Below are 23,807 nucleotides of genomic sequence, written 5' to 3'. Positions count from 1 at the left end.
ACAGCGCCCGAACCTTGACCGAGCGCAACCTGCCCAAATTGCGGAGAGGCGGCCTCAGGAGACCGATTCTACCGCGAAAATCTCCACTTCAAAATAGAGCGTGTGGCCGGCCAGGGGGTGGTTGAAATCCACCTCCACCTGCTCCTCATGCAGGGACTTGACCACGCCGGGCAGCTCGCCCCGGGCGCCGTCGGCGAAGGAGATCACCAGCCCCGGCTCAAGCTCCATCCCGTTGAAGCGATCCCGCCCCACCCACTGTACGTTGCTGGGATTGGGCTGGCCGAAGCCCTGCTCAGGGAGGATCCGTAAGCGCCGCTTATCGCCGGACTGCAACCCGAACAGAGCCTGTTCGAAGCCGGGCAACAGGTTACCGTCGCCCACCTCAAAGGTGGCCGGCTGCCCCTCCCGGGTGCTGTCCACGGCCCGGCCATCCTCCAGTTCAAGGGAGAAATGCAGGGTCACTCGCGCGCCGGGGCCGATGGAGGCCTGTGTCATCCGTTGTTACTCCTTGGTGTCACACGTGGGTTCGCCGGCTTTCATGAACAGCATCTCCCAGAGCAGCATGAGCGCCCCCACGGTGATGGCCGAATCGGCGAGGTTGAAGGCCGGGTAGTAATACTGTTTCCAGTGCAGGGAGATAAAGTCGATCACGTAGCCCAGCCAGATGCGATCGATGAGATTCCCCAGGGCACCGCCCAGGATCAACGCCAGGGCGATGCCCTGCCAGCGCTGCTGCGGCCCGGTTTTATGCAGCCAGTGCACCAGGTAGGCGCTGACCGCCACCGCCACCGCGGCGAAGAACCAGCGCTGCCAGCCACCGGCCGAGGCGAGAAAGCTGAACGCCGCCCCGGTGTTGTGCAGCAAGGTGAGATCGAACACCGGCAGCAAGGCCACGGGGGATGCGTACTCCAGGGCCTGGGTCGCGAGGTACTTGCTGGCCTGGTCGAGCACGATCACCAGCGCGCTGAGCCAGAGCCAGGCCAGCCCCCCGCGCCTTCTGTTCACCACCATCAATGCGTACTCAGGCGTAGAGGCGCTGTTCGCCGGCGCCCTCGACGTTGTCGACGCAGCGACCGCACAGCTCAGGGTGCTCGCTATGGCTGCCCACATCTTCACGCAGGTGCCAGCAACGGGTGCACTTGGCGTGCGCGCTGACATTCACCGCCAGCTTGAGACCATTCAGCTCGGTTTCCACCGCATCCCCCGGCGCCTCCTCGAGCGCCTCGACCCGGGCCGCAGAGGTGATCAGCACGAAACGCAGCTCCTCTCCCAGTCGCTCCAGTTGCGCCTTGAGCTCGGGGTCTGCATAGAGCACCACCTCGGTGGCAAGCCCGGACTTCACCTTGCCGGCGTTACGCTGATTCTCCAATTCCTTGTTGACGGCGTTCTTGGCCTGCAGCACCTGCTGCCAGAAGCCGGCGTCCATCTCCGCCCCGGGATCCAGCTCAAAGAGCCCTTCGTACCAGGTAACCAGGTGTACGGACTCGCCGCGCTCGCCGGGCAGGTGATTCCAGATTTCGTCACCGGTAAAGCTGAGAATCGGCGCGATCCAGCGGCACAGGGCCTCGGCCACGTGGTAGAGCGCGGTCTGGCAGGAGCGCCGCGCCAGGCTGTCGGCCTGGGTGGTGTACTGGCGATCCTTGATGATATCCAGGTAGAAGCCCCCCAGGTCCAGGGCACAGAAGTGATGTACTTTCTGATAGACACTGAGGAACTGGTACTGGTCGTACGCCGCCAGAATCTCCTGCTGCAAGCGGGCGGCGCGGTCCACCACCCAGCGGTCCAGGGCCAGCATCTCCCCGGCGGGCACTGCATTGGCGGCCGGGTCAAAGCCGTTGAGGTTGGCCAGCAGGAAGCGGGCGGTATTGCGGATGCGGCGATAGGTATCGGCGGTGCGCTTGAGGATCTCGTCGGAAACCGCCATCTCGCCGCTGAAATCCGTGGCCGCCACCCACAGGCGCAGGATATCGGCGCCGTACTTGTTCATCACATCCTGGGGCGCCACCACGTTGCCCAGGGACTTGGACATCTTGCGCCCGTCCTGGTCAACGGTGAAGCCGTGGGTCAGCACCTGCCGGTAGGGGGCCTGGCCCTTGATGGCGATGCTGGTCTTCAGGGAGGACTGGAACCAGCCGCGGTGCTGGTCGGAGCCCTCCAGGTAGAGGTCGGCGGGCGAACGCAGACCGTCGCGCTGGTCCAGCACCGAGTAGTGGGTCACCCCGGAGTCGAACCAGACATCCAGGGTATCGTTGACCTTGATGTACTGGTCGGCCTCATCACCCAGCAGCTCCGCGGGCTCCAGCTCGAACCAGGCGTCGATACCGGCCTTCTCCACCCGCTGGGCGACGGCCTCGATCAGGGCACTGGTGTTGGGATGCAGCTCCTGGGTCTCCTTGTGGATAAAGAGGGTGATGGGCACCCCCCAGGTGCGCTGGCGCGAGACGCACCAGTCGGGGCTCTGCTCGATCATCCCCTCGATGCGGCTCTGGCCCCAGCCGGGGAACCACTGCACCCCTTTGATCGCCTCCATGGCGTCGCCCTTGAGATCGCGGGCGTCCATGCTGATAAACCACTGCGGGGTGGCGCGGTAGATCAGCGGCGTCTTGGTGCGCCAGCAGTGGGGATAGCTGTGCTCAAACTTGTGGTCCTTGATCAGGCGCCCCTTCTCGCGCAACAGGGCGACCACCTCTTCGTCCACCTTGTAGACGTGGCGCCCGGCGAACACGCCCGCTGCCTCGACGAAGATACCGTGTCCGTCCACCAGGTTGAGGGTGTCGATGGCGTACTTTTTACCCACCTCGAAGTCTTCCACCCCGTGATCGGGCGCGGTGTGTACGGCGCCGGTACCGGCGTCGGTGGTCACGTGATCCCCCAGGATGATGGGCACCTGCTTGTCGTAGAAGGGATGCTGCAGTTTCAGCCCTTCCAGAGCCTCGCCCCAGCAGCGCCCCACCACCCGGTAGTGCTCGATGCCGTAACGGCTCATCGCGCTCTCCACCAGCGCTTCGGCCAGCAGGATGCGCTCGACGCCTTGCCCCGCATCCACCTCAACCAGGGCATACTCCAGCCCGGCGTTCAGGGACACCGCCTGGTTGGAGGGCAGGGTCCAGGGGGTGGTGGTCCAGATCACCACGCTGGCCGGGCCTTTCCCGTCCAGGCTCTCGAACTTGCTCAGGAAGGCCGCCTCGTCCACCGGCGCAAAGCGCACGTCGATGGCCGTGGAGGTCTTGTCCTGGTACTCCACCTCGGCCTCGGCCAGGGCGGAAGCGCCCACCACGCTCCAGTAGACGGGCTTGTAGCCTTTCACCAGGTGCCCGTTCTCCACGATCTTTCCCAGGGCCCGAATGATGTTGGCCTCGGTGTTGAAGTTCATGGTCAGGTAGGGATTCTCCCAGTCACCGAACACGCCCAGGCGGATAAAGTCCTGCTTCTGCCCCTCCACCTGCTCGCGGGCATAGTCCCGGCACGTCTGGCGGAATGCCTTGAAGGTCACCTTGTCCCCGGCCTTGCCGATGAGGGTCTCCACCTTGTGCTCGATAGGCAGGCCGTGACAGTCCCAGCCGGGCACATAGGGCGCGTCGAAGCCGCTCAGGTTCTTCGACTTGACGATAATGTCCTTGAGAATCTTGTTAACCGCGTGACCGATGTGAATATTGCCGTTGGCGTAGGGAGGGCCGTCGTGAAGAATGAACTGGTCACGGCCGGCACGGGCCTCGCGCAGCTGGCGGTATAGGTCGCTTTCATTCCAGCGCTTGAGCATTTCCGGCTCGCGCTTGGCCAGGTTGCCGCGCATGGGAAAATCGGTTTCGGGCAGGTTGAGCGTGTTTTTATAGTCGGTCATTGCGATTATTCACTTGTCGCTGAATGGGTCCGATATTCCCAGCTGCGGGCAAAGGCAATATCGTCTTGAATCTGGTTACGCAGCGCCTCGATACTGTCGAAACGCTGTTCGGGGCGCACAAAGGCCTTGAACTCCACCTCCAGCCGCTCGCCGTAGAGCTCCTGATCGAAATCAAACAGGTGCACTTCAAGCATGGGGCTTTCCCCGTTTACCGTGGGGCGTACACCCACGTTGGCGACCCCGGCACGGCGACGCCCCTCCTCGGTGGTCGCCTCCACCACGAAAACGCCGGAAAAGGGCAAGCGCTTGCGCTGCAGGGAGATATTGGCAGTGGGCACGCCCAACTGACGCCCCAGCTTGCGGCCGTGAATCACCTTGCCCTCGACGCGGTAGGGCCGCCCCAGCAGCCGCTCGGCCAGCAGGAACTCGTGCTCGGCCAGCGCACCGCGAATGCGGGTACTGCTCACCCGCTCGCCGTCGATACGGTGGGTGCAGGTATTGACCACGGTAAAGCCGTGACTTTCACCGTAGTGTTTCAACAGCGCAAAATCACCACGTCGGTCACAGCCGAAGCGAAAGTCGTCGCCCACCACAAAGTACTTGACCTCCAGGCCGTTAAGCAACAGCTGATCGATAAAGGCTTCGGCGGTGAGGGCCCGTAGCCGGGCATTGAAGTGCAGGCAGAAAACCCGGTCGATCTGGTGGTCGCGCAGCAGCTCGAACTTCTGCCGAAAACGGGTCAGCCGGGGCGGGGCACCCTCCCCTTCAAAAAACTCCCGGGGCTGCGGTTCGAACATGATCACCACGGAGGGCAGACCCAGGGCCTGGGCCTTTTCGCGCACCTGCTCCAGCACCCGATGATGCCCCTGGTGGACCCCGTCGAAATTGCCGATGGTGGCCACGCAGCCCCGGTGCTGATCGCGCAGATTGTGTAAACCCCTGATTAGCTCCATTCGCCGCCGCATTACCCAGTCACAAAACGGCGCATTATAACGCAGCCGCAGCGCCGGGAATACCGCTGCTCAATGGCGCAGGTGGCGCGGACGCAGGCCGGCCAGATACAAAACGACGAAATAGCACCCCACCCCGCCCAGACAAAGCCAGGCCATGTTAAGCACCCGCTCCCAGAGGCTGTAATCCAGCCAGCTCTGCACCGGCGCCGGTGCCCAGAACAGAAACAGCGCCAGCGCCGCGATCGCCGCCAGCAGACGCAAGCCGTATACGCCCCATCCGGCCTGCCAACGAAACACCCCTTCGCGCAGCAGCCCGCGCAGCAGCAACCCGGCATTCAGAAAGGCGGACAGCGAAGTCGCCAGCGCCAGCCCCGCGTGCTGCAGTGGCAATATCAGCGCCAGGTTCAACCCCATGTTCGCCACCATGGCCCAGATACCGATCTTCACCGGCGTCCGGGTATCCTGGCGGGAGAAGTAGCCCGGTGCCAGCACCTTGATCAACATGAACGCCAGCAGCCCCAGGCTGTAGGCGCGCAGGCTGAAGGCGGTCATGGTGACGTCCCGCGCCTCCAGGGCGCCGTAATGGAACAGGGTGACGATCAGCGGCTCGGCCAGCAGGCAGAGCGCCAGCGCCGCCGGCAACCCGATCAGCAGCACCATGCGCAGCGCCCAGTCGAGGGTCTGAGCAAAGGCCTCCCCCGACCGGCTGGCGTACTTGCGCGACAGACTGGGCAGGATCACAGTGGCAATGGCGATACCGAACACACCCAGCGGCAGCTCCATGAGACGGTCGGAAAAGTAGAGCCAGGAGACGCTGCCGGTTTGCAGGAAAGAGGCCAGCACCGTATCCAGCAGCAGGTTGATCTGGCTCACCGAGACCCCGAACAGAGCCGGAATCATCAGCTTGATGATCTGACTGACACCGGGATGGCGGTAATCCACCCGAGGGCGGGGCAGCAGGCCCAGGCGCAACAGAAACGGCAGCTGCAGCAGCAGCTGGGCGATGCCTGCGATCAACACCCCCCAGGCCAGCGCCATCACCGGCGTTTCCAGCCAGGGCTGAAGCCACCAGACGGCGCCGATCAGGGAGAGATTGAGCAGCACCGGGGTGAACGCCGGCACCGCGAAGCGGCCATGGCTGTTGAGGATGGAGCCGGCAAACGCCGTCAGCGAGATCAGCAGCAGGTAGGGAAAGGTGACCCGCAACATATCGACGGTAAGGTCGAACTTGTCGCTGTCTCCCCAGTAGAACCCCGGCGCGAACAGCGCCGTCAGCACCGGCGCCCCCAGCACCGCCACGGCGGTGAGCCCGCTGAGGGTAAGCCCCAGGCTACCGGCCACCCGATCCACCAGCGCTTTGACCGCGGCCCGATCCCTCTTGGCCTGATATTCCGACAGCACCGGCACAAAGGCCTGGGAAAACGCCCCTTCGGCAAACAGCCTGCGCAGGAAATTGGGAATCTTGAAAGCGACAAAAAAAGCATCGGCACTGGCACCGGCCCCAAACCCCTGGGCAATGACAATATCCCGCGCCAGCCCGAGCACCCGCGACAGCAAGGTCATCAACCCCACCACCGCGCTGGAGCGCAACAACCCCGCGGATTTTTTGACGCCCTGATCTGGGGCCTTATCCATGAAACCAGTCCCTACTACCAATCTGGCGGGGGATCATACCGCAAATCCGCGGAAAATGATTGACAAGCCACCCCGGGGTATGAATAATTTCGCCTCTTCGTTTTTTACGATGTACTTTCTACTTCACGGTATTTGAGGAGCCAGATTGTGGCAAATTCCGCAGGATCCAGAAAACGTGCACGCCAAGCAGAAACGCGCCGCAAGCATAACGCTAGCCTGCGTTCCATGGTCCGCACCTACCTTAAGAAAGCCGTAGCTGCCGTTGCCTCCGGCGACAAAGAAGCTGCGCAAGCCGCCTACAACGCCGCCGTCCCCGTACTGGACAGCGCCGTAACCAAGGGCCTGTTCCACAAGAACAAGGTTGCTCGTCACAAGAGCCGCCTCAACGCCCAGATCAAGGCTCTGTAAAACACATTTTACAGAATCCTAAAAAAACCGGCTTCGGCCGGTTTTTTTGTGCCTCCTGGTTCTTGCACGAAAAGCAGGAAGCAGGAAAGGACTCTACACCACCCTCATCCCTGATTTCGCACCCCGGATCCCTAAATGATCAAGCCAGCACCAGGTTGTCCCGGTGCACCAGCTCCTCTTCTGCGCGATAACCCAAAATCTCCTCGATGCGCTGACTGGGCTGCCCCACGAGCTGCCGGGCATCGCCGATGCCGTAATTGACCAGCCCCCGCGCCACTACCTGCCCCTGCTCGTCAACACAGAGCACCATTTCACCACGGGAGAAGTCGCCGCTTACCCGCCGCACCCCCACCGGCAACAGGCTGCGCCCGGATTCGCGCAGCACCCGCACCGCGCCTTCATCCAGCACCAGGGTGCCACGGGCCTGAAGGTGACCGGCCAGCCACTGCTTGCGGGCCGCCTGGGGCGAACTGTCGGACTCGAGCAAGGAACCCAACGCCTCACCCCGTCGCAGCCGGGGCAGCACATCCGGCTCGCGCCCACCGACAATCACCGTCGCTGCGCCGGAGCGGGCCGCCAGCCGCGCCGCCCGCACCTTGGTCTGCATCCCCCCCTGCCCCAGCACGCCCGCGCCGCCGGCCGCCATGGCATCCAGCGCCGGGTCCTCGGCGCGGGCCTGCTGCACCAGCTTGGCATTCGGGTTCGTGCGCGGGTCCGAGTCAAACAGCCCGGACTGATCGGTAAGGATAATCAGGGCGTCGGCCACCACCAGGTTGGCCACCAGCGCCCCGAGGGTGTCATTGTCGCCAAAACGGAACTCATCGGTGACCACGGTATCGTTTTCGTTGATCACCGGCACCACCCCCCAGTCCACCAGCGAACGCAGGGCACTGCGGGCGTTGAGGTAACGCTTGCGATTGGACAGGTCATCATGGGTCAGCAGCACCTGTGCGGTGTGCATACCATGCCGCTGGAACGCCGCCTCGTAGGTCTGCACCAACCCCATCTGGCCCACTGCCGCCGCGGCCTGCAACTGATGAAGCTCCCGCGGACGCTGACTCAACCCCAGCCGGTGCATGCCGGCGGCCACCGAGCCTGACGAGACCAGCAGCACCTCGATACCCTCCCGGCGCAGCGCCGCCATCTGGTCCACCCAGCCGGCAATCGCCACTTCATCCAGACAGGCCCCGTCGTTGGTCAACAACGCACTGCCGATCTTCACTACCCAGCGCTTACCCCGGGTCAGCCGCTCCCTACTGCTCATCCCCACGCGACTCCTTCACTCTCACCGACTAACGCACATACTCGACATCGACGTCGTAATCATCGTCGTCGAAATCATCATCATCCAGGTCGTCATCACCGTCCCGGCGCCGCGCCCGCTGGGCTTCACGCAGACGCTCCAGATTCTCCCGCGCCTCCGCTTCCAGCTGCGCCTTGCGCTTCGCCTCGGCCTCGGCGACCTCGGCGTCCTCGGCCTCCAGGCGCTGCCGCTCCTCGATATACTCCATGATCGCCACACACACTTCGCGAGTGCCCTCACCCTTGATGGCAGAGATTTCAAACACCGGCCCCTGCCAGTCCAGCGCTTCCACCAGCTCGCGACAGCGTGCTTCGCGCTCCTCGGCCGGCACCAGGTCCAGCTTGTTGAGCACCAGCCAGCGCTCCTGCTGGGCCAGGGCCGGGCTGAATTTCTCCAGCTCGCGGGCGATCGACCGGACCGAATCGGCCGGCGCAACACCGTCCCAGGGCGCCATATCCACCAGGTGCAGCAGAATCCGGGTGCGCGCCAGGTGCTTGAGGAACCGCACCCCGAGCCCGGCCCCTTCCGCCGCCCCTTCGATCAACCCCGGAATATCGGCCACCACAAAGCTGCGGTCACGCTCGATGCTGACCACCCCAAGATTGGGCACCAACGTGGTAAAGGGATAGTTCGCAACCTTCGGTTTGGCCGCCGACACCGCCCGAATGAAGGTAGATTTGCCGGCATTGGGCAGCCCCAGCAACCCCACATCCGCCAGCACCTTGAGCTCCAGCTTGAGGTTTCGGGACTCGCCGGAGGAGCCGTTGGTGGTCTGGCGCGGCGCACGGTTGACGCTGGACTTGAAGCGGGTGTTGCCCAGCCCGTGAAAACCGCCCTGGGCAACCTTCTCCCGCTGGCCGGCCCGGGTCAGGTCACAGAGCACCTCCTGGGTATCCTCGTCCACCACCGTGGTGCCTACCGGCACCCGCAGCACGACGTCACCACCCTTGGCCCCGGTGCAGTTGCGACCCATTCCCTGCTGGCCGTTCTCCGCCCGGTAGCGCCGCTGAAAACGGTAGTCCACCAGGGTATTGAGATTCTCATCCGCCTGCAGCCACACCGAGCCGCCGTCGCCGCCATCGCCGCCGTCAGGGCCGCCCTTGGCGACAAATTTTTCGCGACGAAAACTCAGACAGCCATTGCCGCCCTTGCCTGCCTCGACGCTGATTACGACTTCATCGACAAATTTCATTTCCAACTCCGCGGGCTGCTGGCCGCGCCTGATGATTCAAGGATAGCCCCGGCCCGCCAAGGGAAAGGACAGAAACAAAAAAAGCCCCGCCTCGGCGGAGCTTTTTCGGAGGCCGTGCAGAACTGCCTGCTTAGGCGGGCACGACGCTGATGTACTTGCGGCTCTTGGGGCCTTTCACCTCAAACTTCACCACGCCTTCAGCGGTGGCGAACAGAGTGTGGTCCTTGCCGCAGCCAACATTGTCACCGGCGTGGAAACGGGTTCCACGCTGACGCACCAGAATGTTGCCAGCCAGGACTTTTTGGCCGCCGTAGCGCTTCACACCAAGGCGTTTCGACTCGGAATCGCGACCGTTACGAGTACTACCGCCAGCTTTTTTATGAGCCATTCTTCAGTCTCCTTCAATCAGCTTAGGCGCTGATGCCGGTAATCTTGATTTCAGTGAACCACTGACGGTGGCCCTGCTTCTTCATGTGGTGCTTACGGCGCTTGAACTTGATGATGCGCACTTTTTCACCGCGGCCGTGAGCCACGACCTCGGCAGTCACCTTGGCACCTTCGACGACAGGCGCGCCGATCTTGACGTCTTCGCCGTTGGCAACCAGGAGAACCCGGTCCAGCTCGACGGTTGCACCCGGCTCGGCCTGAAGCTTCTCAACTTTCAGGGTTTCGCCTTCGCTTACACGGTGCTGCTTACCACCGCTGACAATCACTGCGTACATAATCTTCTCCAGATTTTCTGGTCCGCCCGGCTACTGAAATTGCCTACTTCTAATGGTCAACCATATGGTAGGGAGCGTGCGGTTGGACGAACCACAGGGGTGCGGATTCTACGCCACCGACAACTACTTGACAACCCTTTTGAGGCCGTACAGCAAGAGTTTGCTTGACACTCCGGCAAAGCTCCCCTTAGCATGCCGCCAAACCATCAGTCCGACTCCCCGCTATGCAACCACACCAACTGCATCCCGAGATCGCCGACGATTTCGAGGCCGTCAACCGCTACATCCTCGATCACCTGCACTCCGGCGTCCCCCTCGTCGAGCGGATCGGACACTACATTATTGAAAGCGGCGGCAAGCGGATCCGCCCACTGCTGGTGCTACTGGCGGCCCGGGCCTGCGGCTACCGGGGTGATCAGCATATCAACCTCGCCGCGGTAGTGGAGTTTATCCACACCGCCACCCTGCTGCACGACGACGTCGTCGACACCTCCGACCTGCGGCGCGGCCGCGCCACCGCCAACGCCAAGTGGGGCAACGCCCCCAGCGTACTGGTAGGCGACTTCCTCTATTCCCGCTCGTTCCAGATGATGGTCGAGCTGGGGGACATGCAGATCATGGAGGTTATCTCCAACGCCACCAACGTCATCGCCGAGGGCGAGGTGCTGCAGCTGCTTAACTGCAAAAACCCCGACGTCAGCGAAGAGAACTACATGAAGGTCATCCTCGGCAAGACCGCCATGCTCTTCGAGGCGGCCACCGAGTGCGGCGGACTGGTCGCCGGCGCCACCCCTGAACAACGGGAAGGGCTGCGCCTCTATGGACGCCACCTGGGCACCGCTTTCCAACTAGTGGACGACCTGCTGGATTACGAGAGCAATGCCGAGGAGATGGGCAAGAACGTCGGCGACGACCTGGCCGAAGGCAAGCCCACCCTGCCCCTGATCCACGCCATGCGCGAAGGCACCGAGGCGCAGCGCCAGCTGATCCGGCAGGCGATCCGCAAGGGGAACCTGGAGGACCTGGAGCCGATCCTGCAAGCGGCCCGGGACACCGGCGCTATCGACTACACTCGGGCCCAGGCCCAGGCCCAGGTGCAGGAAGCCCTGGACAACCTGCAGCCGCTTCCGGCGAGCCCTTTCCGCACCATCTTGGAGCAGTTGGCGGAACTGGCCATTTCGCGCAAGGCCTGAAGCCAAACGCAACGCGTTCGGCGGCGGAATTTCCCCACTGGCCCTAGGCTTTGCGCGCCCCAAACCGCTATAATCGCGACTCAAATAAGCAGAAGGACACCAAGTTCCAATGACTAAACCCTCATCCTTCGACCGCGACGCGCTGGTCAAGTGCGGCCACGGTGAGATGTTCGGCCCCGGCAATGCCCAGCTGCCCGTTGACAACATGCTGATGGTCGACCGCATTCTTTCCATCACCGAAGACGGAGGCCAGTACGGCAAGGGAGAAATCATCGCCGAGCTGGATATCAACCCGGACCTCTGGTTCTTCAAGTGTCACTTCGTCGGCGACCCGGTCATGCCCGGCTGCCTGGGCCTGGACGCCATGTGGCAGATGGTTGGCTTTTTCCTCGGCTGGAAAGGCAACCCGGGGCGCGGACGCGCACTCGGCTCCGGCGAAGTGAAGTTCTTCGGCCAGGTACTCCCCACGGCCAAGAAGGTCACCTACCACCTGGAACTCAAGCGCGTGATCGAGCGCAAGCTGGTGATGGGCATCGCCGACGGCTCGCTCAAGGTGGATGGCCGCGAGATTTATACCGCCAAAGACCTGCGCGTCGGCCTGTTCACCTCCACCGCTGATTTTTAGGCCGCCGTTTCAGCCCCGTTTGGGCCACTGGCGAAAGGTCTGCGAGCGGCAGAAAATACCCGCTTCGCAGACTATCCTGATACCAATAAACAAAACTCAGAGGTTTGTCCTATGCGACGTGTAGTTGTAACCGGCATCGGTATTACATCCTGCCTGGGAGTCGATAAAGAGACCGTTCTCGAGTCCCTGCAGCAGGGCCGCTCCGGACTCTCGTTCCAGGAAGAGTACAAGGAGATGGGATTCCGCAGCCACGTTGCCGGCGCCATCGACATCAACCCTCAGGACCACATTGACCGCAAGCTGCACCGTTTCATGGGCGACGCCGCGGCCTACTCCTACCTCTCCATGCAGCAGGCGATCGAAGACGCCGGGCTCACCCCGGAACAGGTTTCCAACGTGCGCACCGGCCTCATCGCCGGCTCTGGCGGCGCCTCTTCGGCCAACATCGTGGAAGCCGCCGATGTGCTGCGCGAGCGCGGCATCAAGCGGGTCGGCCCCTACCGGGTCACCCGCACCATGGGCAGCACCGTCTCCGCCTGCCTGGCCACGCCGTTCAAGATCAAGGGGGTCAACTACTCCATCACCTCCGCCTGCTCCACCAGCGCCCACTGCATCGGCAACGCCATGGAGATGATCCAGCTGGGCAAGCAGGATGTCGTCTTTGCCGGCGGCGGCGAGGAGCTGCACTGGTCCCTGAGCTGCCTGTTCGACGCCATGGGCGCCCTCTCCTCCAAGTACAACGACACCCCGGAGAAGGCCAGCCGCGCCTACGACGCCGACCGTGACGGCTTCGTCATCGCCGGCGGCGCCGGGATGCTGGTGGTTGAAGAGCTGGAGCACGCCAAGGCCCGCGGCGCCAAGATCTACGCCGAACTGGTCGGCTACGGCGCCACCTCCGACGGTTACGACATGGTCGCCCCCTCCGGCGAGGGCGCCGTGCGCTGCATGCAGCAGGCCATGGCCACCGTGGACGGCAAGATCGACTACATCAACGCCCACGGCACCAGCACCCCGGCCGGCGACATGCAGGAACTCAAGGCGATCCGTACCGCCTTCTCCGGGGGCGACCTGCCCGCGGTCAGCTCCACCAAGTCCCTGTCCGGCCACTCCCTGGGCGCCGCCGGCGTACAGGAGGCGATTTACAGCCTGCTGATGATGGAGAACGACTTTATCGCCGCCTCCGCCAACATCGAGAACCTGGACCCCGACGCCGAGGGCGTGCAGATCGTGCGCGAGCGTCGCGACAATGCGGGCCTGGAGCGGGTCATGTCCAACAGCTTCGGCTTCGGCGGCACCAACGCCTCCCTGGTCTTCCAGCGCTACCGCGACTAAGCGCCAGGCACCGCTATCCAAAGGCCGCTATCACAGCGGCCTTTTTTGTTCCCGCAGGTTTCCCTGCTCATACACTCAAAGCCCCCCTGTGGCGAAATACGACCCATTGCGCTCGACCTGCTGGGCGGATATCCACCCATATCGTGGCGGTTTTTCAGCCTGCCACCACGAACCGATCCGACACCCCTTAAACACCCGGCTAAAAGCCGTGCAACACCTCACCAGAACGCGATTTGCCAAAACCGTGCCCGGCGTGTCACACATGGCTCACTTATTGCATTTCATGCGCCGTTCACGGAGTCAAGAGCCCGCGACAGCCAAGATCCACAAACTCCGTCATTTGAAGAGGTAGCCATCAATGACATCTGATAAGCCGGGTGTTCATGCCCACGATGAAGATTTTCTGACCCCGGGCGACCGACGCGACCCCGACTACAAAGACCGTCCTGATGTGCAAAAGACACCGGTCAGCGGCCTGCGCCTGGTCGGCCTGCTGGGCGGCCCGCTGGCCGCGCTGCTGATTCTGCTGGCCCCCGCGCCGGAAGCGATGCCCGAGGCGGCCTGGCGCCTGGTCGCCATGGCGACCTGGATGGTCGCCTGGTGGTTGACCGAAGCGGTCCCCATCCCCGCCACCGCGCTGCTGCCGATCATCCTGATGCCCTTGCTCGAGATCGACAAGATCAAGCCGGTCGCTGCCAACTACTCCCACCCGTTGATCTACCTGTTCCTGGGCGGTTTTCTGCTGGCCGCGGCCATGCAGCACGTGGGCCTGCACCGCCGCATCGCCCTGCAGATCGTCAGCCGGATCGGCACGTCGCCCTCGCGGATCATTCTCGGCTTCATGCTGGCCACCGCCTTCCTGTCGATGTGGATCTCCAACACCGCCACCACCATCATGATGTTCGCGGTAGGGCTGTCGGTGATCGACTTCATCTCCAAGCAGACCGATGACGGCAAGATGGTGCGCAACTTCGGCGTCGCCCTGATGCTGGCGATTGCCTACAGCGCCTCCATCGGCGGCGTCGGCACCCTTATCGGCACACCGCCCAACGCCCTGCTGGCCAGCTTCCTGCAGAACACCTACGACATCGAGATCACCTTCTTCAACTGGATGCTGTTCGGTGTGCCGGTGGTGGCGATCATGCTGCCCATCACCTGGCTGGTGCTGACCCGCCTGCTGTTCCCCTCGCACCGGATAGCCATCCAGGACCCCGGCAGCGTGGTGCAGCGCGAGCTGAAGGCCCTGGGCGCCATGTCCCGGGCGGAGAAGCTGGTGGCGATCGTCTTTGCCGGCGCCGCCCTGAGCTGGATCTTCCGCAAGTTCCTGGTGGAGGTTACCGGCCTGCCCATCAACGACACCATCATCGCCCTGCTGGCGGCCATGATCCTGTTCGCGGTGCCCGTGTCCCGCACCAAGGGCGAGTTTGCACTGGACTGGGAGGCGGCCCGCAACGTGCCCTGGGGCGTACTGCTGCTCTTCGGGGGCGGCCTGGCGCTCGCCGGCGGCTTCAAAGGCACCGGGCTTGCGGAGTGGATCGGCAACGCAGTGACCGATGTCGAGGTCAGCACCCTGGTGCTGGTGCTGCTGGTGACCATCGCCATCGTCTACCTGACCGAGATCACCTCCAACACCGCCTCCACCGCCACCTTCCTGCCCATCCTGGCCGCGGTGGCCGTGGGCCTTGGCCTGGATCCGATGATCCTCTGCATCCCGGTGGCTGTGGGCGCCTCCATGGCCTTCATGATGCCGGTGGCCACCCCGCCCAACGCCATCGTCTTCTCCTACGAGCGGATGGAACTGCGGGACATGGTGCGCGCGGGCTTTCTCCTCAACCTGCTGGCCATCGCCATCGCCTTTGCCCTGTTCACGCTGCTGGCGGAACTGGTGTTCGGGCTGAGTTTCTAACCCTGCCCAACCAACAAGGCCTTGCACACTCGTGCAAGGCCTTGGATGCCCCATTAGGCCCCCTCTTTTTTTGCCCACCCGCAAGGAATCCGCCAAAAAAAGGGAGGATTACCCGGTGCCGCGCTAGCAACATAGGGGTCAGGTCTTGTCTTTTGCTACCTCAGTCTTCTTCACGACTCTCTTTGAAGCTGCATGCAAGAGAACGGGTCAATACTCTGTATATTTCTTGGCCGACCCGCGCACTTTTTCTGCGGGGTACTTCTCCGCGTTTTTCCTCATCTTCTGCTCAATTGCGCCTTCCATGTCGATGCCAAGCTTTCCTGACAACCGAATCAGATAAACAGCCACATCGGCTATTTCATCACGCACCCGAGCAAGCCGCTCGGGGTCCTCATCCAGATTCTCTGCCTGCTCTGGCGTCAACCACTGAAACTCCTCGACAAGCTCAGCCGCCTCTACCGACAACGCCATCACTAGATTCTTCGGATTGTGGTACTGATCCCAATCACGCTCCGTCGCAAACGCTTGTATCGCGCCGTAAATTTCTTCCAGATCCATCATCAATCACCGACCTGTCTGGGGGACAACATAGGGGTCAAACATAGGGGTCACATAGGGGTCAGGTCTGGTCTTTTGCCCCCTTAATCTTCTTTACGATTCGACTGACGCGGGAGTAGTGCAAACCAAAATGATCGCCGATCTCTTTCAAGCTATACCCACCGCTGCGATAAGCTCGATAGATTGCCGTATCTCGATCACCGGCTAATTGCAGGTAGACCGCTAACGGCTGCGGTGGCAACCGGCGCTGCACATGGGGCACGTCATCAAGAAAAGCATGCGGCGACAGTTGTCCTTGCATCTGCTCAACAAACTGTTCACTGCCTAGGAAGATCTGCCCGCGCAGCCCATCCCAAGGACTCGCCTGGTTCACACCTTCGGCAACGAAATGGGTATATCGCTCCTGAGCCGTTCGACGGCTACGGGCAAGGCGGCCCAACACCACTCCGGTGGTCAACCAGGAAGGTTCCTCCGCCAACCCCGCCGTGGCAGCGTAGCTGGACCATGGCCACTCCTGGGCGACGGGGACCATGCCGGCGCGAACCGGATTCAACACAATGTAGCGGGCTAGCTCCAGCAGATAGGACTCCTTCTCGACCAAAATGGCTTTAAAGCGTCCTTGGAACAGGTGACCTACTCGGCGGTGTGTTCGGTTGATCCATTGGGTATAGATTCCATTGAACTGTCGCATCCCTTTCGACAAATTGCCGTCAGGAGTCTCCACCAATAGGTGGTAGTGGTTGGTCATCAGGCAGTAAGCATGCAGGCGCCAGTTGTAACCCGCACACACCTCGGCCAGCAGGCCGATAAACTGGGCACGGTCATCATCGCCAAAGTAGATCGCATCGCGGCATTTACCGCTTGCTGTCACATGATAGAGGGCGCCAGAGAACTCGATGCGTAACGGTCTGCTCATGCAGAAATCTAGACCAATGGAGGCAAAAGGCAAGACCTGACCCCTATGCCCCTTAGACCAATGCGGGCAAAGGGCAAGACCTGACCCCTATGCCTAATCACCAAATAGGGCCCACCCGCTCAATGAAACAAATTCGTTTTTTGATCCCATTCAAGGTTAGTATCATTCGGAGTTGGATTGAGAAAATAATTGAATGTTAGCGACCCTGTTCTTTCTATTTTGAAATTGGTCAGCTGAAATTTATTATGAATTTTCCCATATATTCCACTGACCAGTCTCCCATGTTCATCCCGCTGACTTCGCACCCGAAAATAGAAGTTTAAATCATCTGTTTGAAGCTCCCCAAAATCACTGCGAACAGCGGTTCCATAGGACGACATCTTCATCTCCTTGCCCCAGAAATATTCCGACCTATATCCCTCTATTGGTGCATGATGGGCTAGCAAAAGCTGGCTGCCGCTTGAGGTCGAAGCTCGAACAGGTATTACACCATCGTCTGGGTTCGCAAAACCAAGTGACAGCTTATATTTCCAGCTTCCACGTGATTGATAGCTTTTTTCCAAAGTAAATACCAAGTCCGCAGTGGTACCTTGACCAAAGGGAACGACCCAATCACCCGCCATCAAATCGTAACCGATAGGACGATTTAGCATCGGCAGTTCCAATGCCTCTACTTGTTTGACAATGAGCGGTATAGGATTACGAATTTTACGCAACTCTACCCCTAGGATCGGATTCCAAGGCTCCCAGCGGCGCATTCCGTACACACCGCTGACTCCCGTAAACTCACTAAACCCACCCTCGCTTTCGTAATAACCTTCTTTCTCTATCCGATAACCAATGCGGCCCGAAGTGTTAGAAGACGCTACATGAATACCATCAGAATCTGAGTAACCACTATCAAACGCAATCCTTCCTGCCTGCCAATAACCGCCCGGACTTTCAAACCCTACCCTTACCTCTGCGCCCTCAACCGGCCCCCCCTGATCATCCACCACCTTTATGGTTACTTTGGCCGAGGGCAAGGCCACCGCAGTGGTAGCAAACAACCACAGCAGCATAACGCTACAAAATTTCAATCGCTCCATTATCTTAAGCTTCCTCTATTCACCATGCTGCCAAAGACCCTATTCACGTAAAGGTACGTAGCACATAGGGGTCATCACACAGGGGTCAGGTCTTGCCTTTTGCCGGTCTTGTCTTTTGCCCCCTTAATCTTCTTGACGATTCGACTGACGCGGGAATAGTGAAAACCAAAATGATCGCCGATCCCTTTCAAGCGATACCCACCGCTGCGATAAGCACGATAGATTGCCGTATCTCGGTCACCGGCTAATTGCAGGTAGACTGCTAACGGCTGAGGAGGCAGCCGGCGCTGCATATGGGGCAGGCGAGGACGGGGTGCGCCGAGCCTAGGGCGCACCACCAGCATCTCGGGTCCGACTAAAGGTGAGCCTTTTCGCCCTCAGGCCGCGCCGCCACCGGATGCTGTTGCTCCAGGTGGTGCTGCAGCCAGCGGGTGGTCTCCTGGTGAACCTCGTCCACCTTGCGCCCCTGGGTGTCGATCACCGGCCCCACCCGCACCTGGATGGTGCCCGGGGTCTTGGGAAAGCGCCCGCTGGGCCAGTGCTCGCCGGCATTGTGGACGATGGTGACGATGGGCACCTCGGCGCTGCAGGCGAGCATGGCGCCGCCCTTGTTGAACTTGCCCACCTCACCGGCCGGCACCCGGGTACCCTGGGGAAAGATCAGCACCGGAATCCCCTCTGCCAGGCGGGCCTTGCCCTGTTGCAGGATCTGTTTCATGGCCCGCGCCCGCTGGGAGCGGTCGATGGCAATCGGTTTGAGCAGCGCCAGGGCCCAACCGAAGAAGGGAATCCGCAGCAGCTCTTTTTTCAGCACCGTGCACTGGGGGCTGATCAGCAGTTGCAGGAAGAGGGTCTCCCACTCGCTCTGGTGGTTGGCCAGGATCACGAAGGGGCCGCCGCTGGGCAGGTGCTCACGGCCGATCACCTCGTAGCGGATACCGCAGACCAGCCGCAGCCACCACAGGCTCAGGCGATTGACCGAACAGACAAAGCGGAAGCGGGCGGGGAAGGGCAAGAACGGCGAAACCAGCAGGCTCAGCACGGAATGAATGATATTGGCGGTGACAAAAACCGAGTAGAAGACCGCGGCGCGTAGGTAGTTCATCAACAGCTGAGCTCCTTTAACCGCCGGTAACCGGGGGGAAAAACGCGACTTCATCGCCAGATTTTATCACGGCGCTGCGCTCGGCCATCTCCTGATTGACAGCCACCAGCAGTTGCTCGGCGGCCAGCACCGAGGCCCAGGGCTCTCCCCGGGTGCGCAGGTGATCGATCAGGGCCTGAACCGTGTTCAGCTCCGCCGCCAGCTCGAGCGTTTCAGCGTCGGTGCCGAGCTGCTCGCGAATGCTGGCAAAAAAAACCAGGTCTACCGAATCCATGGGTTACTCCTCTACCCGCCAATGGCCGCTTTTACCGCCTTTTTTCTCCAGCACTCGCACGCCCTCGATCACCATTCCCCGGTCCACGGCCTTGCACATGTCGTAGAGGGTCAGGGCAGCCACGGAGGCGGCGGTCAGGGCTTCCATTTCAACCCCGGTCTGGCCGCTGAGCTTGCAACGGCTCTCGATGCGCACCCGGTTTTTTTCAGGCTCCGGGTGCAGCTCCACCTTGACCGAACTGAGCATCAGCGGGTGGCAGAGCGGAATCAGGTCCGGGCAGCGCTTGGCCCCCTGGATGCCGGCGATGCGACACACCGCCAGCACGTCGCCCTTCTTGTGCCGCCCCTCGACGATCATCGCCAGGGTCTCGGGACGCATCACCACGTAGGCCTCTGCCCGGGCCTCGCGGACGGTCACCGCCTTCTCCGACACGTCCACCATGCGCGCCTGCCCGTCGCTGTCGATATGGGTCAGGGTCGCCTGTTCGTCGTGCTCTGCGGTCATCTGCGCCTCCTAGGCGAGCTTTTGCTTGTTCAGCGCCGGGTTGGCGTACATCGCCTTGAGCCAGGGACGGCACTCGGCGGAGACGCGCTGCAGGCGCTCCTCGAACGCCTTACGGTCGGCGTCATCCACGGCCTCTGCCTCGTCGGCCGCCACGCGGTTGGAGGCATGAAGGTGGTAGTTGCCGATGATCTCCCGGTCGATCGCCTCGGCCAGGGCCTCGGGGGTCTCGTAGTCGCCGCTCATGGGCTGGCCGAACGCCACGTGGACGTCGCCTTTGAAGCCGGTGATGCCCTGGGCGATGCTCTCGATATCCTCGTACTGCCCCTTCTCATACGCGCCCTCGCTGGCCAGCGCCTGCAGCTCCCGCGCCTTGAGGGCATCACAGGGATCGTACTGGTAAGCGATGGAGACCGGCACGATGTTGAGCTCGCGGACCGCCTCGGCGAAGTCGGGCGTGCTTTTCTTCTTGCCCATGTAGAACATCTTGATGATCGCCGGGTCCGTGAAGTCGTTGCCGTCTTTGGCCCGCCCCTCGCGCTGGGCGATCCAGATCGAATGGCCGCTGTCGATGGAGTGGCTGATGTAACCCGACAGCTCCATCAGGGCCTTGAGCTTTTCACGCCCCTTGACCGAACGCTTGACGATGAAGCTCTTGTTCAGGCGCATCAGGTCGGAGACGTAAGGCTTCTTCAGCAGGTTATCGCCAATGGCGATACGCACCGTCTGCATGCCGTGGTGATAGAGGCCCCAGTTGACGAAGGCCGGGTCCATGGCGATATCGCGGTGGTTGGAGATGAAAAGGTACGCCTTGTTCGCATCCAGCCCCTCGAGGCCGGAGAAGGTGACCCGGTGGGTGGTGCGCTCGATCATCTTGCCCATGTAGGCAGCGATCACGTCCTGCATGCCCGCCACCGTCCGGACCCCGGCCAACTGCCGGCCCAACGCGAAGCGCACCAACTGATTCACCAGGGAGGGAGCGAAGCGGCTCAGCCGCGGGAAACGAAACTGGCCCAGCGCCGACACGAACTCGGCGTTTTTCAGCAGCCCCGCCAATACACCGGGCACCTCATCATCGTGATAGGGACGAATATCCTGATAAGGGTCTAGGTCGGTAACGCTCATGCCACTCCTCGAGCCGAACGGGCCCCGTCGGCCCCGCAAAAGCGGGTATTCTACCTGCTTACGGAAAAAAAGGCAGTGGCCGATCAACCGCCGGTCATGTTCATGAAACGCAGGATCTGGGGCTCGGCCTCGAGGTCAAAATGGTGGCGTTCAGGCTTGAGGTCCATGGCCTCCACCAATGCCCGCTCGAGGCGTTCAATATCCCCCGGGTACGCGCGCAAAAGAGCACGCAGATCCATCGAGTGCTCGTTACCGAGACACAGGAGCAGGCGCCCTTCGACGGTGACCCGGACCCGGTTGCACTCGTGGCAGAAGTTGTGACTGTGGGGAGAGATAAAGCCGATCCGACTGCGGCTGTCGGCCATGCTGAAGTAACGGGACGGCCCGGCGGTGCGCTGGGTCATGGGGGTCAGGGGGTAGCGCGCCTCGATCAGCGCCCGCACCTCGTCGCTGGAGCAGTAGGTTTCGTGGCGGTCGTGCTCGCGGATCTGCCCCAGGGGCATCTCCTCGATAAAGCTGATATCCAGGGCCCGCTCACGGGCGAAATCGACCAGATCGAGTACCTCGTCGGCGTTACGCCCCTTGAGCACCACGCTGTTGAGCTTGATCCGCTCAAAGCCCGCCTCCCGGGCGGCCTCGATGCCGTCCAACACCTGCTCCAGCCTGCCGGTGCGGGTGATGTGACGGAAGCGATCCGGACGCAGCGAATCCAGGCTGATATTGAGCCGTTTGACTCCCGCCGCCCGTATCTGCGGCGCCAGGCGTCGCAGCTGGGAGCCGTTGGTGGTCATCACCAGCTCCTCCAGCCCTTGCAGGGCGCCCAGTTTCGGCAGCAGGGTTTCAATGCCACGACGGACCAGCGGTTCGCCCCCGGTGAGACGGATCTTGCGCACACCCAGGTTGACGAATGCCCGGGCCACCAGCTCGATCTCCTCAAGGCTCAACACCGCTTCGCGGGGCAGGAAGGTCATCCGCTCGCTCATGCAGTAGACACAGCGGAAGTCGCAGCGGTCAGTCACCGAAATACGGACGTAGTCGACGCGCCGACCAAAACGATCAACCAACTCGCGAGCCGGTTCCTTCGTCGTCACCATCGTGTGTCTCCTTGGCCCGCCGGTCTAGAATAATACGGGCCGGCTGGACCATAACCGACCCCTTCGCTAAAGTATTTCATCCCCAGGCACAAGGAACAAGCCCCGATGTATCTGCTGGTCAAGCACCTGCACGTCACCGCCGTCACCCTCAGCGTCTGTTTCTTTATTATGCGCGCTGTCTGGATGCTACTGGACTCGTCTCTGCTGGCGCAACGCTGGGTCCGAATCCTGCCCCAGCTCATCGACAGCGCACTCCTGGCCAGCGCCATCAGCCTGGCGCTGATCATCCAGCAATACCCGTTCAGCCAGGGCTGGCTGACGGCCAAGGTGGTGGCGCTGCTCTTTTATATCGGCTTCGGTACCCTGGCCCTGCGCCGGGGCAAGACCAAACCACGTCGCCAGGCCTGGCTGGTATGCGCGCTGCTGACGCTGGGCTACATCCTCTGGGTAGCCCGCACCCACCACCCCTGGCCCTGGCAAGTCTGAACCCGCCGGGCCGTGGCCTAGTCCGTCAGGCTGTACAGCGTTCGAAGAATCTGGGTCAGGCCCGAGCGCCAGGGACGCTGGTGCACCCCGAAGGTGTTGAGAATACGTTCGCAGTGGAGCACGCTTCGGGCCGGCCGCAGGCGGCGGTCCATCTGCTCCTGTGGCACGGGCACCAGGGCGTCGAGCTTGAGATCTTCATACTGGCGCGCCGCCGCCACGATAGCTTCGGCGAAGCCGAACCAGCTGGTGCAGTCGCTGGCGACATAGTGGTAGGTACCCCAGGCGTCGGCACCCACGTGCAGCTGCTTGATCATCGCCACCACCACGCGCCCGAGATCGGCGGCAGAGGTGGGGCAGCCCACCAAGCCGTCAGACACCTGAACCTGCCGGTTTTCCCGCCCCTGCTCCACCAGGCGTCGCACGAAACTCTGGCCACGGGCGCTGAACAGCCAGCCGGTGCGCAGGATAATATGGCGATCGAGCAGCTCGCGCACCGCGGCCTCTCCCCGGCACTTGCTGCGCGCATAGGCGCTCAAGGGCGAGACGGCATCATCCTCGCGATAGGCGCCCTCTTTAAGACCGTCAAACACCTCGGCGCAGGAGAGGTGGACTAGGGCAATACCGCGCTCGGCACAGGCCATCGCCAACCCTTCAACACCGTAGTCGTTGACCCTCAGGCCCGGATCATCGCCCTCCTGCAAGGGGATAACGGCGGCGGCATTGACGATAAATTCCGGCTGGTAGTGGTCCAGCGCCCGGGCCACGGCGTCACGGTCACAGATATCCAGGCTTTCCCGGGGGAAGGCCGTGACGTCGAAGCCGTGCTCCTGGGCATAGGCCACCAGCTCGTAACCCAGTTGCCCCTGGGCGCCGGTAACGAGCAACTTGGGTAACTCGAACAATGGGTTCCCCCTCAGAAGGGGATATCGTCGTCGAAGTCGTCAAAGCCACCGGCGGCTTGCTGCGGCTGCTGAGGGGCCTGCTGAGGCTGTTGGGGCGCCTGCTGGGGATACCCCTGCTGCTGGGGCGCTTGCGGCTGCTGGGGCTGCTGCGGCGCGTAACCCTGGTTGCGGGGCTGATAACCACCACCGCCTTCGCCGCCACGGCTGTCGAGCATCTGCATCTGGCCGTTGATGTCGCAGACGATCTCCGTGGTATAGCGGTCCTGCCCGTCCTGGCCCTGCCACTTGCGGGTGCGCAGTGAACCTTCGACGTAGACCTTGGAGCCCTTTTTCAGGTACTGCCCGGCGATCTCGGCCAGCTTGCCAAAGAAGACCACGCGGTGCCACTCGGTGCGCTCCTGGGGCTGACCGGTTTCACGGTCTTTCCAGCTGTCACTGGTCGCCACGGTGATATTGGTAACGGCGTTGCCGTTGGGCATGTAACGCACCTCGGGGTCCTGCCCCAGGTTGCCGATCAGAATTACTTTGTTTACACCACGTGCCATGGTTGCTGTCTACCCTTGTCGAAAAATGGCCGGTCGACGCCCCAGGGGTTCCCCGCGCGGCGCCGGAATAGCGCTCTAGAATAACATATTCCCCTGCCATTCC

26 protein-coding genes are annotated in these 23,807 nt (G+C 62.1%); 6 read left to right on the top strand and 20 right to left on the bottom strand.

What is annotated here, in order from left to right:
• Nucleotides 1-54 precede the first annotated feature (54 nt).
• From JGZ97_RS06075 to murJ, 5 genes are all read right to left on the bottom strand, one after another.
• Nucleotides 55-495, bottom strand: coding sequence for a peptidylprolyl isomerase (locus JGZ97_RS06075; RefSeq protein WP_207061720.1), 441 nt, complete (start codon nt 493-495; stop codon nt 55-57).
• Between the two features lie 6 nt (nt 496-501).
• Nucleotides 502-1,011, bottom strand: coding sequence for a signal peptidase II (gene lspA / locus JGZ97_RS06070; RefSeq protein WP_207061719.1), 510 nt, complete (start codon nt 1,009-1,011; stop codon nt 502-504).
• 10 nt (nt 1,012-1,021) lie between these two features.
• Nucleotides 1,022-3,841, bottom strand: a complete 2,820-nt coding sequence (gene ileS / locus JGZ97_RS06065) for an isoleucine--tRNA ligase (RefSeq protein ID WP_207061718.1) — start codon at nt 3,839-3,841, stop codon at nt 1,022-1,024.
• Nucleotides 3,842-3,846: 5 nt separating this feature from the next.
• Nucleotides 3,847-4,794 carry a bifunctional riboflavin kinase/FAD synthetase gene (gene ribF / locus JGZ97_RS06060; RefSeq protein ID WP_207061717.1) on the bottom strand — a complete coding sequence of 316 codons (948 nt, stop codon included), beginning with the start codon at nt 4,792-4,794 and terminating at the stop codon, nt 3,847-3,849.
• Between the two features lie 69 nt (nt 4,795-4,863).
• Nucleotides 4,864-6,429 carry a murein biosynthesis integral membrane protein MurJ gene (murJ, locus tag JGZ97_RS06055; protein ID WP_207061716.1) on the bottom strand — a complete coding sequence of 522 codons (1,566 nt, stop codon included), beginning with the start codon at nt 6,427-6,429 and terminating at the stop codon, nt 4,864-4,866.
• Between the two features lie 147 nt (nt 6,430-6,576).
• On the opposite strand from murJ, the gene rpsT reads away from it, so the two are divergent.
• Nucleotides 6,577-6,837 (top strand): 30S ribosomal protein S20, encoded by a 261-nt coding sequence (rpsT, locus tag JGZ97_RS06050; RefSeq protein WP_207061715.1) that lies wholly within the window; start codon nt 6,577-6,579, stop codon nt 6,835-6,837.
• 139 nt (nt 6,838-6,976) lie between these two features.
• On the opposite strand, the gene proB is transcribed toward rpsT, so the two are convergent.
• From proB to rplU, 4 genes are all read right to left on the bottom strand, one after another.
• Entirely contained in the window at nt 6,977-8,101 is a 1,125-nt protein-coding gene (gene proB, locus JGZ97_RS06045; protein ID WP_207061714.1) for a glutamate 5-kinase, read from the bottom strand.
• Nucleotides 8,102-8,129: 28 nt separating this feature from the next.
• The gene (gene cgtA / locus JGZ97_RS06040) at nt 8,130-9,332 is read right to left on the bottom strand and encodes an Obg family GTPase CgtA (RefSeq protein WP_207061713.1); all 1,203 of its coding nucleotides are present in this window, start codon (nt 9,330-9,332) and stop codon (nt 8,130-8,132) included.
• 130 nt (nt 9,333-9,462) lie between these two features.
• Complete coding sequence (rpmA, locus tag JGZ97_RS06035) at nt 9,463-9,720, bottom strand: 50S ribosomal protein L27 (RefSeq protein ID WP_207061712.1); 258 nt, start codon at nt 9,718-9,720, stop codon at nt 9,463-9,465.
• Between the two features lie 22 nt (nt 9,721-9,742).
• Nucleotides 9,743-10,054, bottom strand: coding sequence for a 50S ribosomal protein L21 (gene rplU / locus JGZ97_RS06030; RefSeq protein ID WP_207061711.1), 312 nt, complete (start codon nt 10,052-10,054; stop codon nt 9,743-9,745).
• Nucleotides 10,055-10,278: 224 nt separating this feature from the next.
• Here rplU and ispB point away from each other — a divergent pair, with 224 nt between their 5' ends.
• From ispB to JGZ97_RS06010, 4 genes are all read left to right on the top strand, one after another.
• Nucleotides 10,279-11,247 carry an octaprenyl diphosphate synthase gene (gene ispB / locus JGZ97_RS06025; protein ID WP_207061710.1) on the top strand — a complete coding sequence of 323 codons (969 nt, stop codon included), beginning with the start codon at nt 10,279-10,281 and terminating at the stop codon, nt 11,245-11,247.
• A 109-nt stretch (nt 11,248-11,356) separates the two neighbouring features.
• Nucleotides 11,357-11,872: a 3-hydroxyacyl-[acyl-carrier-protein] dehydratase FabA gene (gene fabA, locus JGZ97_RS06020; RefSeq protein ID WP_207061709.1), complete on the top strand. Its 516-nt coding sequence runs from the start codon at nt 11,357-11,359 to the stop codon at nt 11,870-11,872.
• A gap of 111 nt (nt 11,873-11,983) precedes the next feature.
• A complete protein-coding gene (gene fabB / locus JGZ97_RS06015) occupies nt 11,984-13,204 on the top strand; it encodes a beta-ketoacyl-ACP synthase I (protein WP_207061708.1) in 1,221 nt (406 codons plus the stop codon).
• Nucleotides 13,205-13,562: 358 nt separating this feature from the next.
• Nucleotides 13,563-15,110, top strand: a complete 1,548-nt coding sequence (locus tag JGZ97_RS06010; protein WP_207061707.1) for a DASS family sodium-coupled anion symporter — start codon at nt 13,563-13,565, stop codon at nt 15,108-15,110.
• Between the two features lie 207 nt (nt 15,111-15,317).
• Here JGZ97_RS06010 and JGZ97_RS06005 read toward each other — a convergent pair whose 3' ends face one another.
• The 9 genes from JGZ97_RS06005 to moaA form a co-directional block, all read right to left on the bottom strand.
• The gene (locus JGZ97_RS06005; RefSeq protein WP_207061706.1) at nt 15,318-15,671 is read right to left on the bottom strand and encodes a nucleotide pyrophosphohydrolase; all 354 of its coding nucleotides are present in this window, start codon (nt 15,669-15,671) and stop codon (nt 15,318-15,320) included.
• Nucleotides 15,672-15,729: 58 nt separating this feature from the next.
• Nucleotides 15,730-16,584 carry a transposase gene (locus JGZ97_RS06000; RefSeq protein WP_207061705.1) on the bottom strand — a complete coding sequence of 285 codons (855 nt, stop codon included), beginning with the start codon at nt 16,582-16,584 and terminating at the stop codon, nt 15,730-15,732.
• Between the two features lie 119 nt (nt 16,585-16,703).
• Nucleotides 16,704-17,672, bottom strand: a complete 969-nt coding sequence (locus JGZ97_RS05995) for a hypothetical protein (protein ID WP_207061704.1) — start codon at nt 17,670-17,672, stop codon at nt 16,704-16,706.
• Nucleotides 17,673-17,746: 74 nt separating this feature from the next.
• A complete protein-coding gene (locus JGZ97_RS05990; protein WP_207061703.1) occupies nt 17,747-18,016 on the bottom strand; it encodes a hypothetical protein in 270 nt (89 codons plus the stop codon).
• An 11-nt stretch (nt 18,017-18,027) separates the two neighbouring features.
• The gene (locus JGZ97_RS05985) at nt 18,028-18,777 is read right to left on the bottom strand and encodes a 1-acyl-sn-glycerol-3-phosphate acyltransferase (protein ID WP_242521561.1); all 750 of its coding nucleotides are present in this window, start codon (nt 18,775-18,777) and stop codon (nt 18,028-18,030) included.
• 16 nt (nt 18,778-18,793) lie between these two features.
• The gene (gene moaD, locus JGZ97_RS05980; protein ID WP_207061701.1) at nt 18,794-19,051 is read right to left on the bottom strand and encodes a molybdopterin converting factor subunit 1; all 258 of its coding nucleotides are present in this window, start codon (nt 19,049-19,051) and stop codon (nt 18,794-18,796) included.
• A 3-nt stretch (nt 19,052-19,054) separates the two neighbouring features.
• Complete coding sequence (gene moaC, locus JGZ97_RS05975) at nt 19,055-19,555, bottom strand: cyclic pyranopterin monophosphate synthase MoaC (RefSeq protein ID WP_207061700.1); 501 nt, start codon at nt 19,553-19,555, stop codon at nt 19,055-19,057.
• Nucleotides 19,556-19,564: 9 nt separating this feature from the next.
• Nucleotides 19,565-20,677, bottom strand: coding sequence for a 1-acyl-sn-glycerol-3-phosphate acyltransferase (locus JGZ97_RS05970; protein WP_207061699.1), 1,113 nt, complete (start codon nt 20,675-20,677; stop codon nt 19,565-19,567).
• An 83-nt stretch (nt 20,678-20,760) separates the two neighbouring features.
• The gene (gene moaA / locus JGZ97_RS05965; protein ID WP_207061698.1) at nt 20,761-21,771 is read right to left on the bottom strand and encodes a GTP 3',8-cyclase MoaA; all 1,011 of its coding nucleotides are present in this window, start codon (nt 21,769-21,771) and stop codon (nt 20,761-20,763) included.
• Between the two features lie 105 nt (nt 21,772-21,876).
• Here moaA and JGZ97_RS05960 point away from each other — a divergent pair, with 105 nt between their 5' ends.
• Nucleotides 21,877-22,257: a SirB2 family protein gene (locus tag JGZ97_RS05960; RefSeq protein WP_207061697.1), complete on the top strand. Its 381-nt coding sequence runs from the start codon at nt 21,877-21,879 to the stop codon at nt 22,255-22,257.
• 17 nt (nt 22,258-22,274) lie between these two features.
• Here JGZ97_RS05960 and rfbD read toward each other — a convergent pair whose 3' ends face one another.
• Nucleotides 22,275-23,159: a dTDP-4-dehydrorhamnose reductase gene (gene rfbD / locus JGZ97_RS05955; protein ID WP_207061696.1), complete on the bottom strand. Its 885-nt coding sequence runs from the start codon at nt 23,157-23,159 to the stop codon at nt 22,275-22,277.
• An 11-nt stretch (nt 23,160-23,170) separates the two neighbouring features.
• Nucleotides 23,171-23,704 carry a single-stranded DNA-binding protein gene (ssb, locus tag JGZ97_RS05950; RefSeq protein WP_207061695.1) on the bottom strand — a complete coding sequence of 178 codons (534 nt, stop codon included), beginning with the start codon at nt 23,702-23,704 and terminating at the stop codon, nt 23,171-23,173.
• Nucleotides 23,705-23,807: the final 103 nt, after the last annotated feature.

It is taken from the genome of Motiliproteus sp. SC1-56, from assembly GCF_017309075.1.
GTDB lineage: Bacteria > Pseudomonadota > Gammaproteobacteria > Pseudomonadales > Balneatricaceae > Motiliproteus.
Note: the sequence above shows the minus strand (reverse complement) of the source record. Positions and strands in the feature narration are given on the sequence as shown.

Excerpts from the sequence above, each read along its gene's own strand:
- JGZ97_RS05960 (WP_207061697.1), top strand. The coding sequence starts at position 21,877 with ATGTATCTGCTGGTCAAGCACCTGCACGTCACCGCCGTCACCCTCAGC.
- proB (WP_207061714.1), bottom strand. The coding sequence starts at position 8,101 with ATGAGCAGTAGGGAGCGGCTGACCCGGGGTAAGCGCTGGGTAGTGAAG.
- ileS (WP_207061718.1), bottom strand. The coding sequence starts at position 3,841 with ATGACCGACTATAAAAACACGCTCAACCTGCCCGAAACCGATTTTCCC.
- JGZ97_RS05990 (WP_207061703.1), bottom strand. The coding sequence starts at position 18,016 with ATGCTGGTGGTGCGCCCTAGGCTCGGCGCACCCCGTCCTCGCCTGCCC.
- JGZ97_RS06000 (WP_207061705.1), bottom strand. The coding sequence starts at position 16,584 with ATGAGCAGACCGTTACGCATCGAGTTCTCTGGCGCCCTCTATCATGTG.
- JGZ97_RS06075 (WP_207061720.1), bottom strand. The coding sequence starts at position 495 with ATGACACAGGCCTCCATCGGCCCCGGCGCGCGAGTGACCCTGCATTTC.
- moaC (WP_207061700.1), bottom strand. The coding sequence starts at position 19,555 with ATGACCGCAGAGCACGACGAACAGGCGACCCTGACCCATATCGACAGC.
- fabB (WP_207061708.1), top strand. The coding sequence starts at position 11,984 with ATGCGACGTGTAGTTGTAACCGGCATCGGTATTACATCCTGCCTGGGA.
- ssb (WP_207061695.1), bottom strand. The coding sequence starts at position 23,704 with ATGGCACGTGGTGTAAACAAAGTAATTCTGATCGGCAACCTGGGGCAG.
- rpmA (WP_207061712.1), bottom strand. The coding sequence starts at position 9,720 with ATGGCTCATAAAAAAGCTGGCGGTAGTACTCGTAACGGTCGCGATTCC.
- ispB (WP_207061710.1), top strand. The coding sequence starts at position 10,279 with ATGCAACCACACCAACTGCATCCCGAGATCGCCGACGATTTCGAGGCC.
- murJ (WP_207061716.1), bottom strand. The coding sequence starts at position 6,429 with ATGGATAAGGCCCCAGATCAGGGCGTCAAAAAATCCGCGGGGTTGTTG.
- JGZ97_RS05970 (WP_207061699.1), bottom strand. The coding sequence starts at position 20,677 with ATGAGCGTTACCGACCTAGACCCTTATCAGGATATTCGTCCCTATCAC.
- fabA (WP_207061709.1), top strand. The coding sequence starts at position 11,357 with ATGACTAAACCCTCATCCTTCGACCGCGACGCGCTGGTCAAGTGCGGC.
- moaA (WP_207061698.1), bottom strand. The coding sequence starts at position 21,771 with ATGGTGACGACGAAGGAACCGGCTCGCGAGTTGGTTGATCGTTTTGGT.
- JGZ97_RS06005 (WP_207061706.1), bottom strand. The coding sequence starts at position 15,671 with ATGATGGATCTGGAAGAAATTTACGGCGCGATACAAGCGTTTGCGACG.
- moaD (WP_207061701.1), bottom strand. The coding sequence starts at position 19,051 with ATGGATTCGGTAGACCTGGTTTTTTTTGCCAGCATTCGCGAGCAGCTC.
- rplU (WP_207061711.1), bottom strand. The coding sequence starts at position 10,054 with ATGTACGCAGTGATTGTCAGCGGTGGTAAGCAGCACCGTGTAAGCGAA.
- lspA (WP_207061719.1), bottom strand. The coding sequence starts at position 1,011 with ATGGTGGTGAACAGAAGGCGCGGGGGGCTGGCCTGGCTCTGGCTCAGC.
- JGZ97_RS05995 (WP_207061704.1), bottom strand. The coding sequence starts at position 17,672 with ATGGAGCGATTGAAATTTTGTAGCGTTATGCTGCTGTGGTTGTTTGCT.
- ribF (WP_207061717.1), bottom strand. The coding sequence starts at position 4,794 with ATGGAGCTAATCAGGGGTTTACACAATCTGCGCGATCAGCACCGGGGC.
- cgtA (WP_207061713.1), bottom strand. The coding sequence starts at position 9,332 with ATGAAATTTGTCGATGAAGTCGTAATCAGCGTCGAGGCAGGCAAGGGC.
- JGZ97_RS05985 (WP_242521561.1), bottom strand. The coding sequence starts at position 18,777 with ATGAACTACCTACGCGCCGCGGTCTTCTACTCGGTTTTTGTCACCGCC.
- JGZ97_RS06010 (WP_207061707.1), top strand. The coding sequence starts at position 13,563 with ATGACATCTGATAAGCCGGGTGTTCATGCCCACGATGAAGATTTTCTG.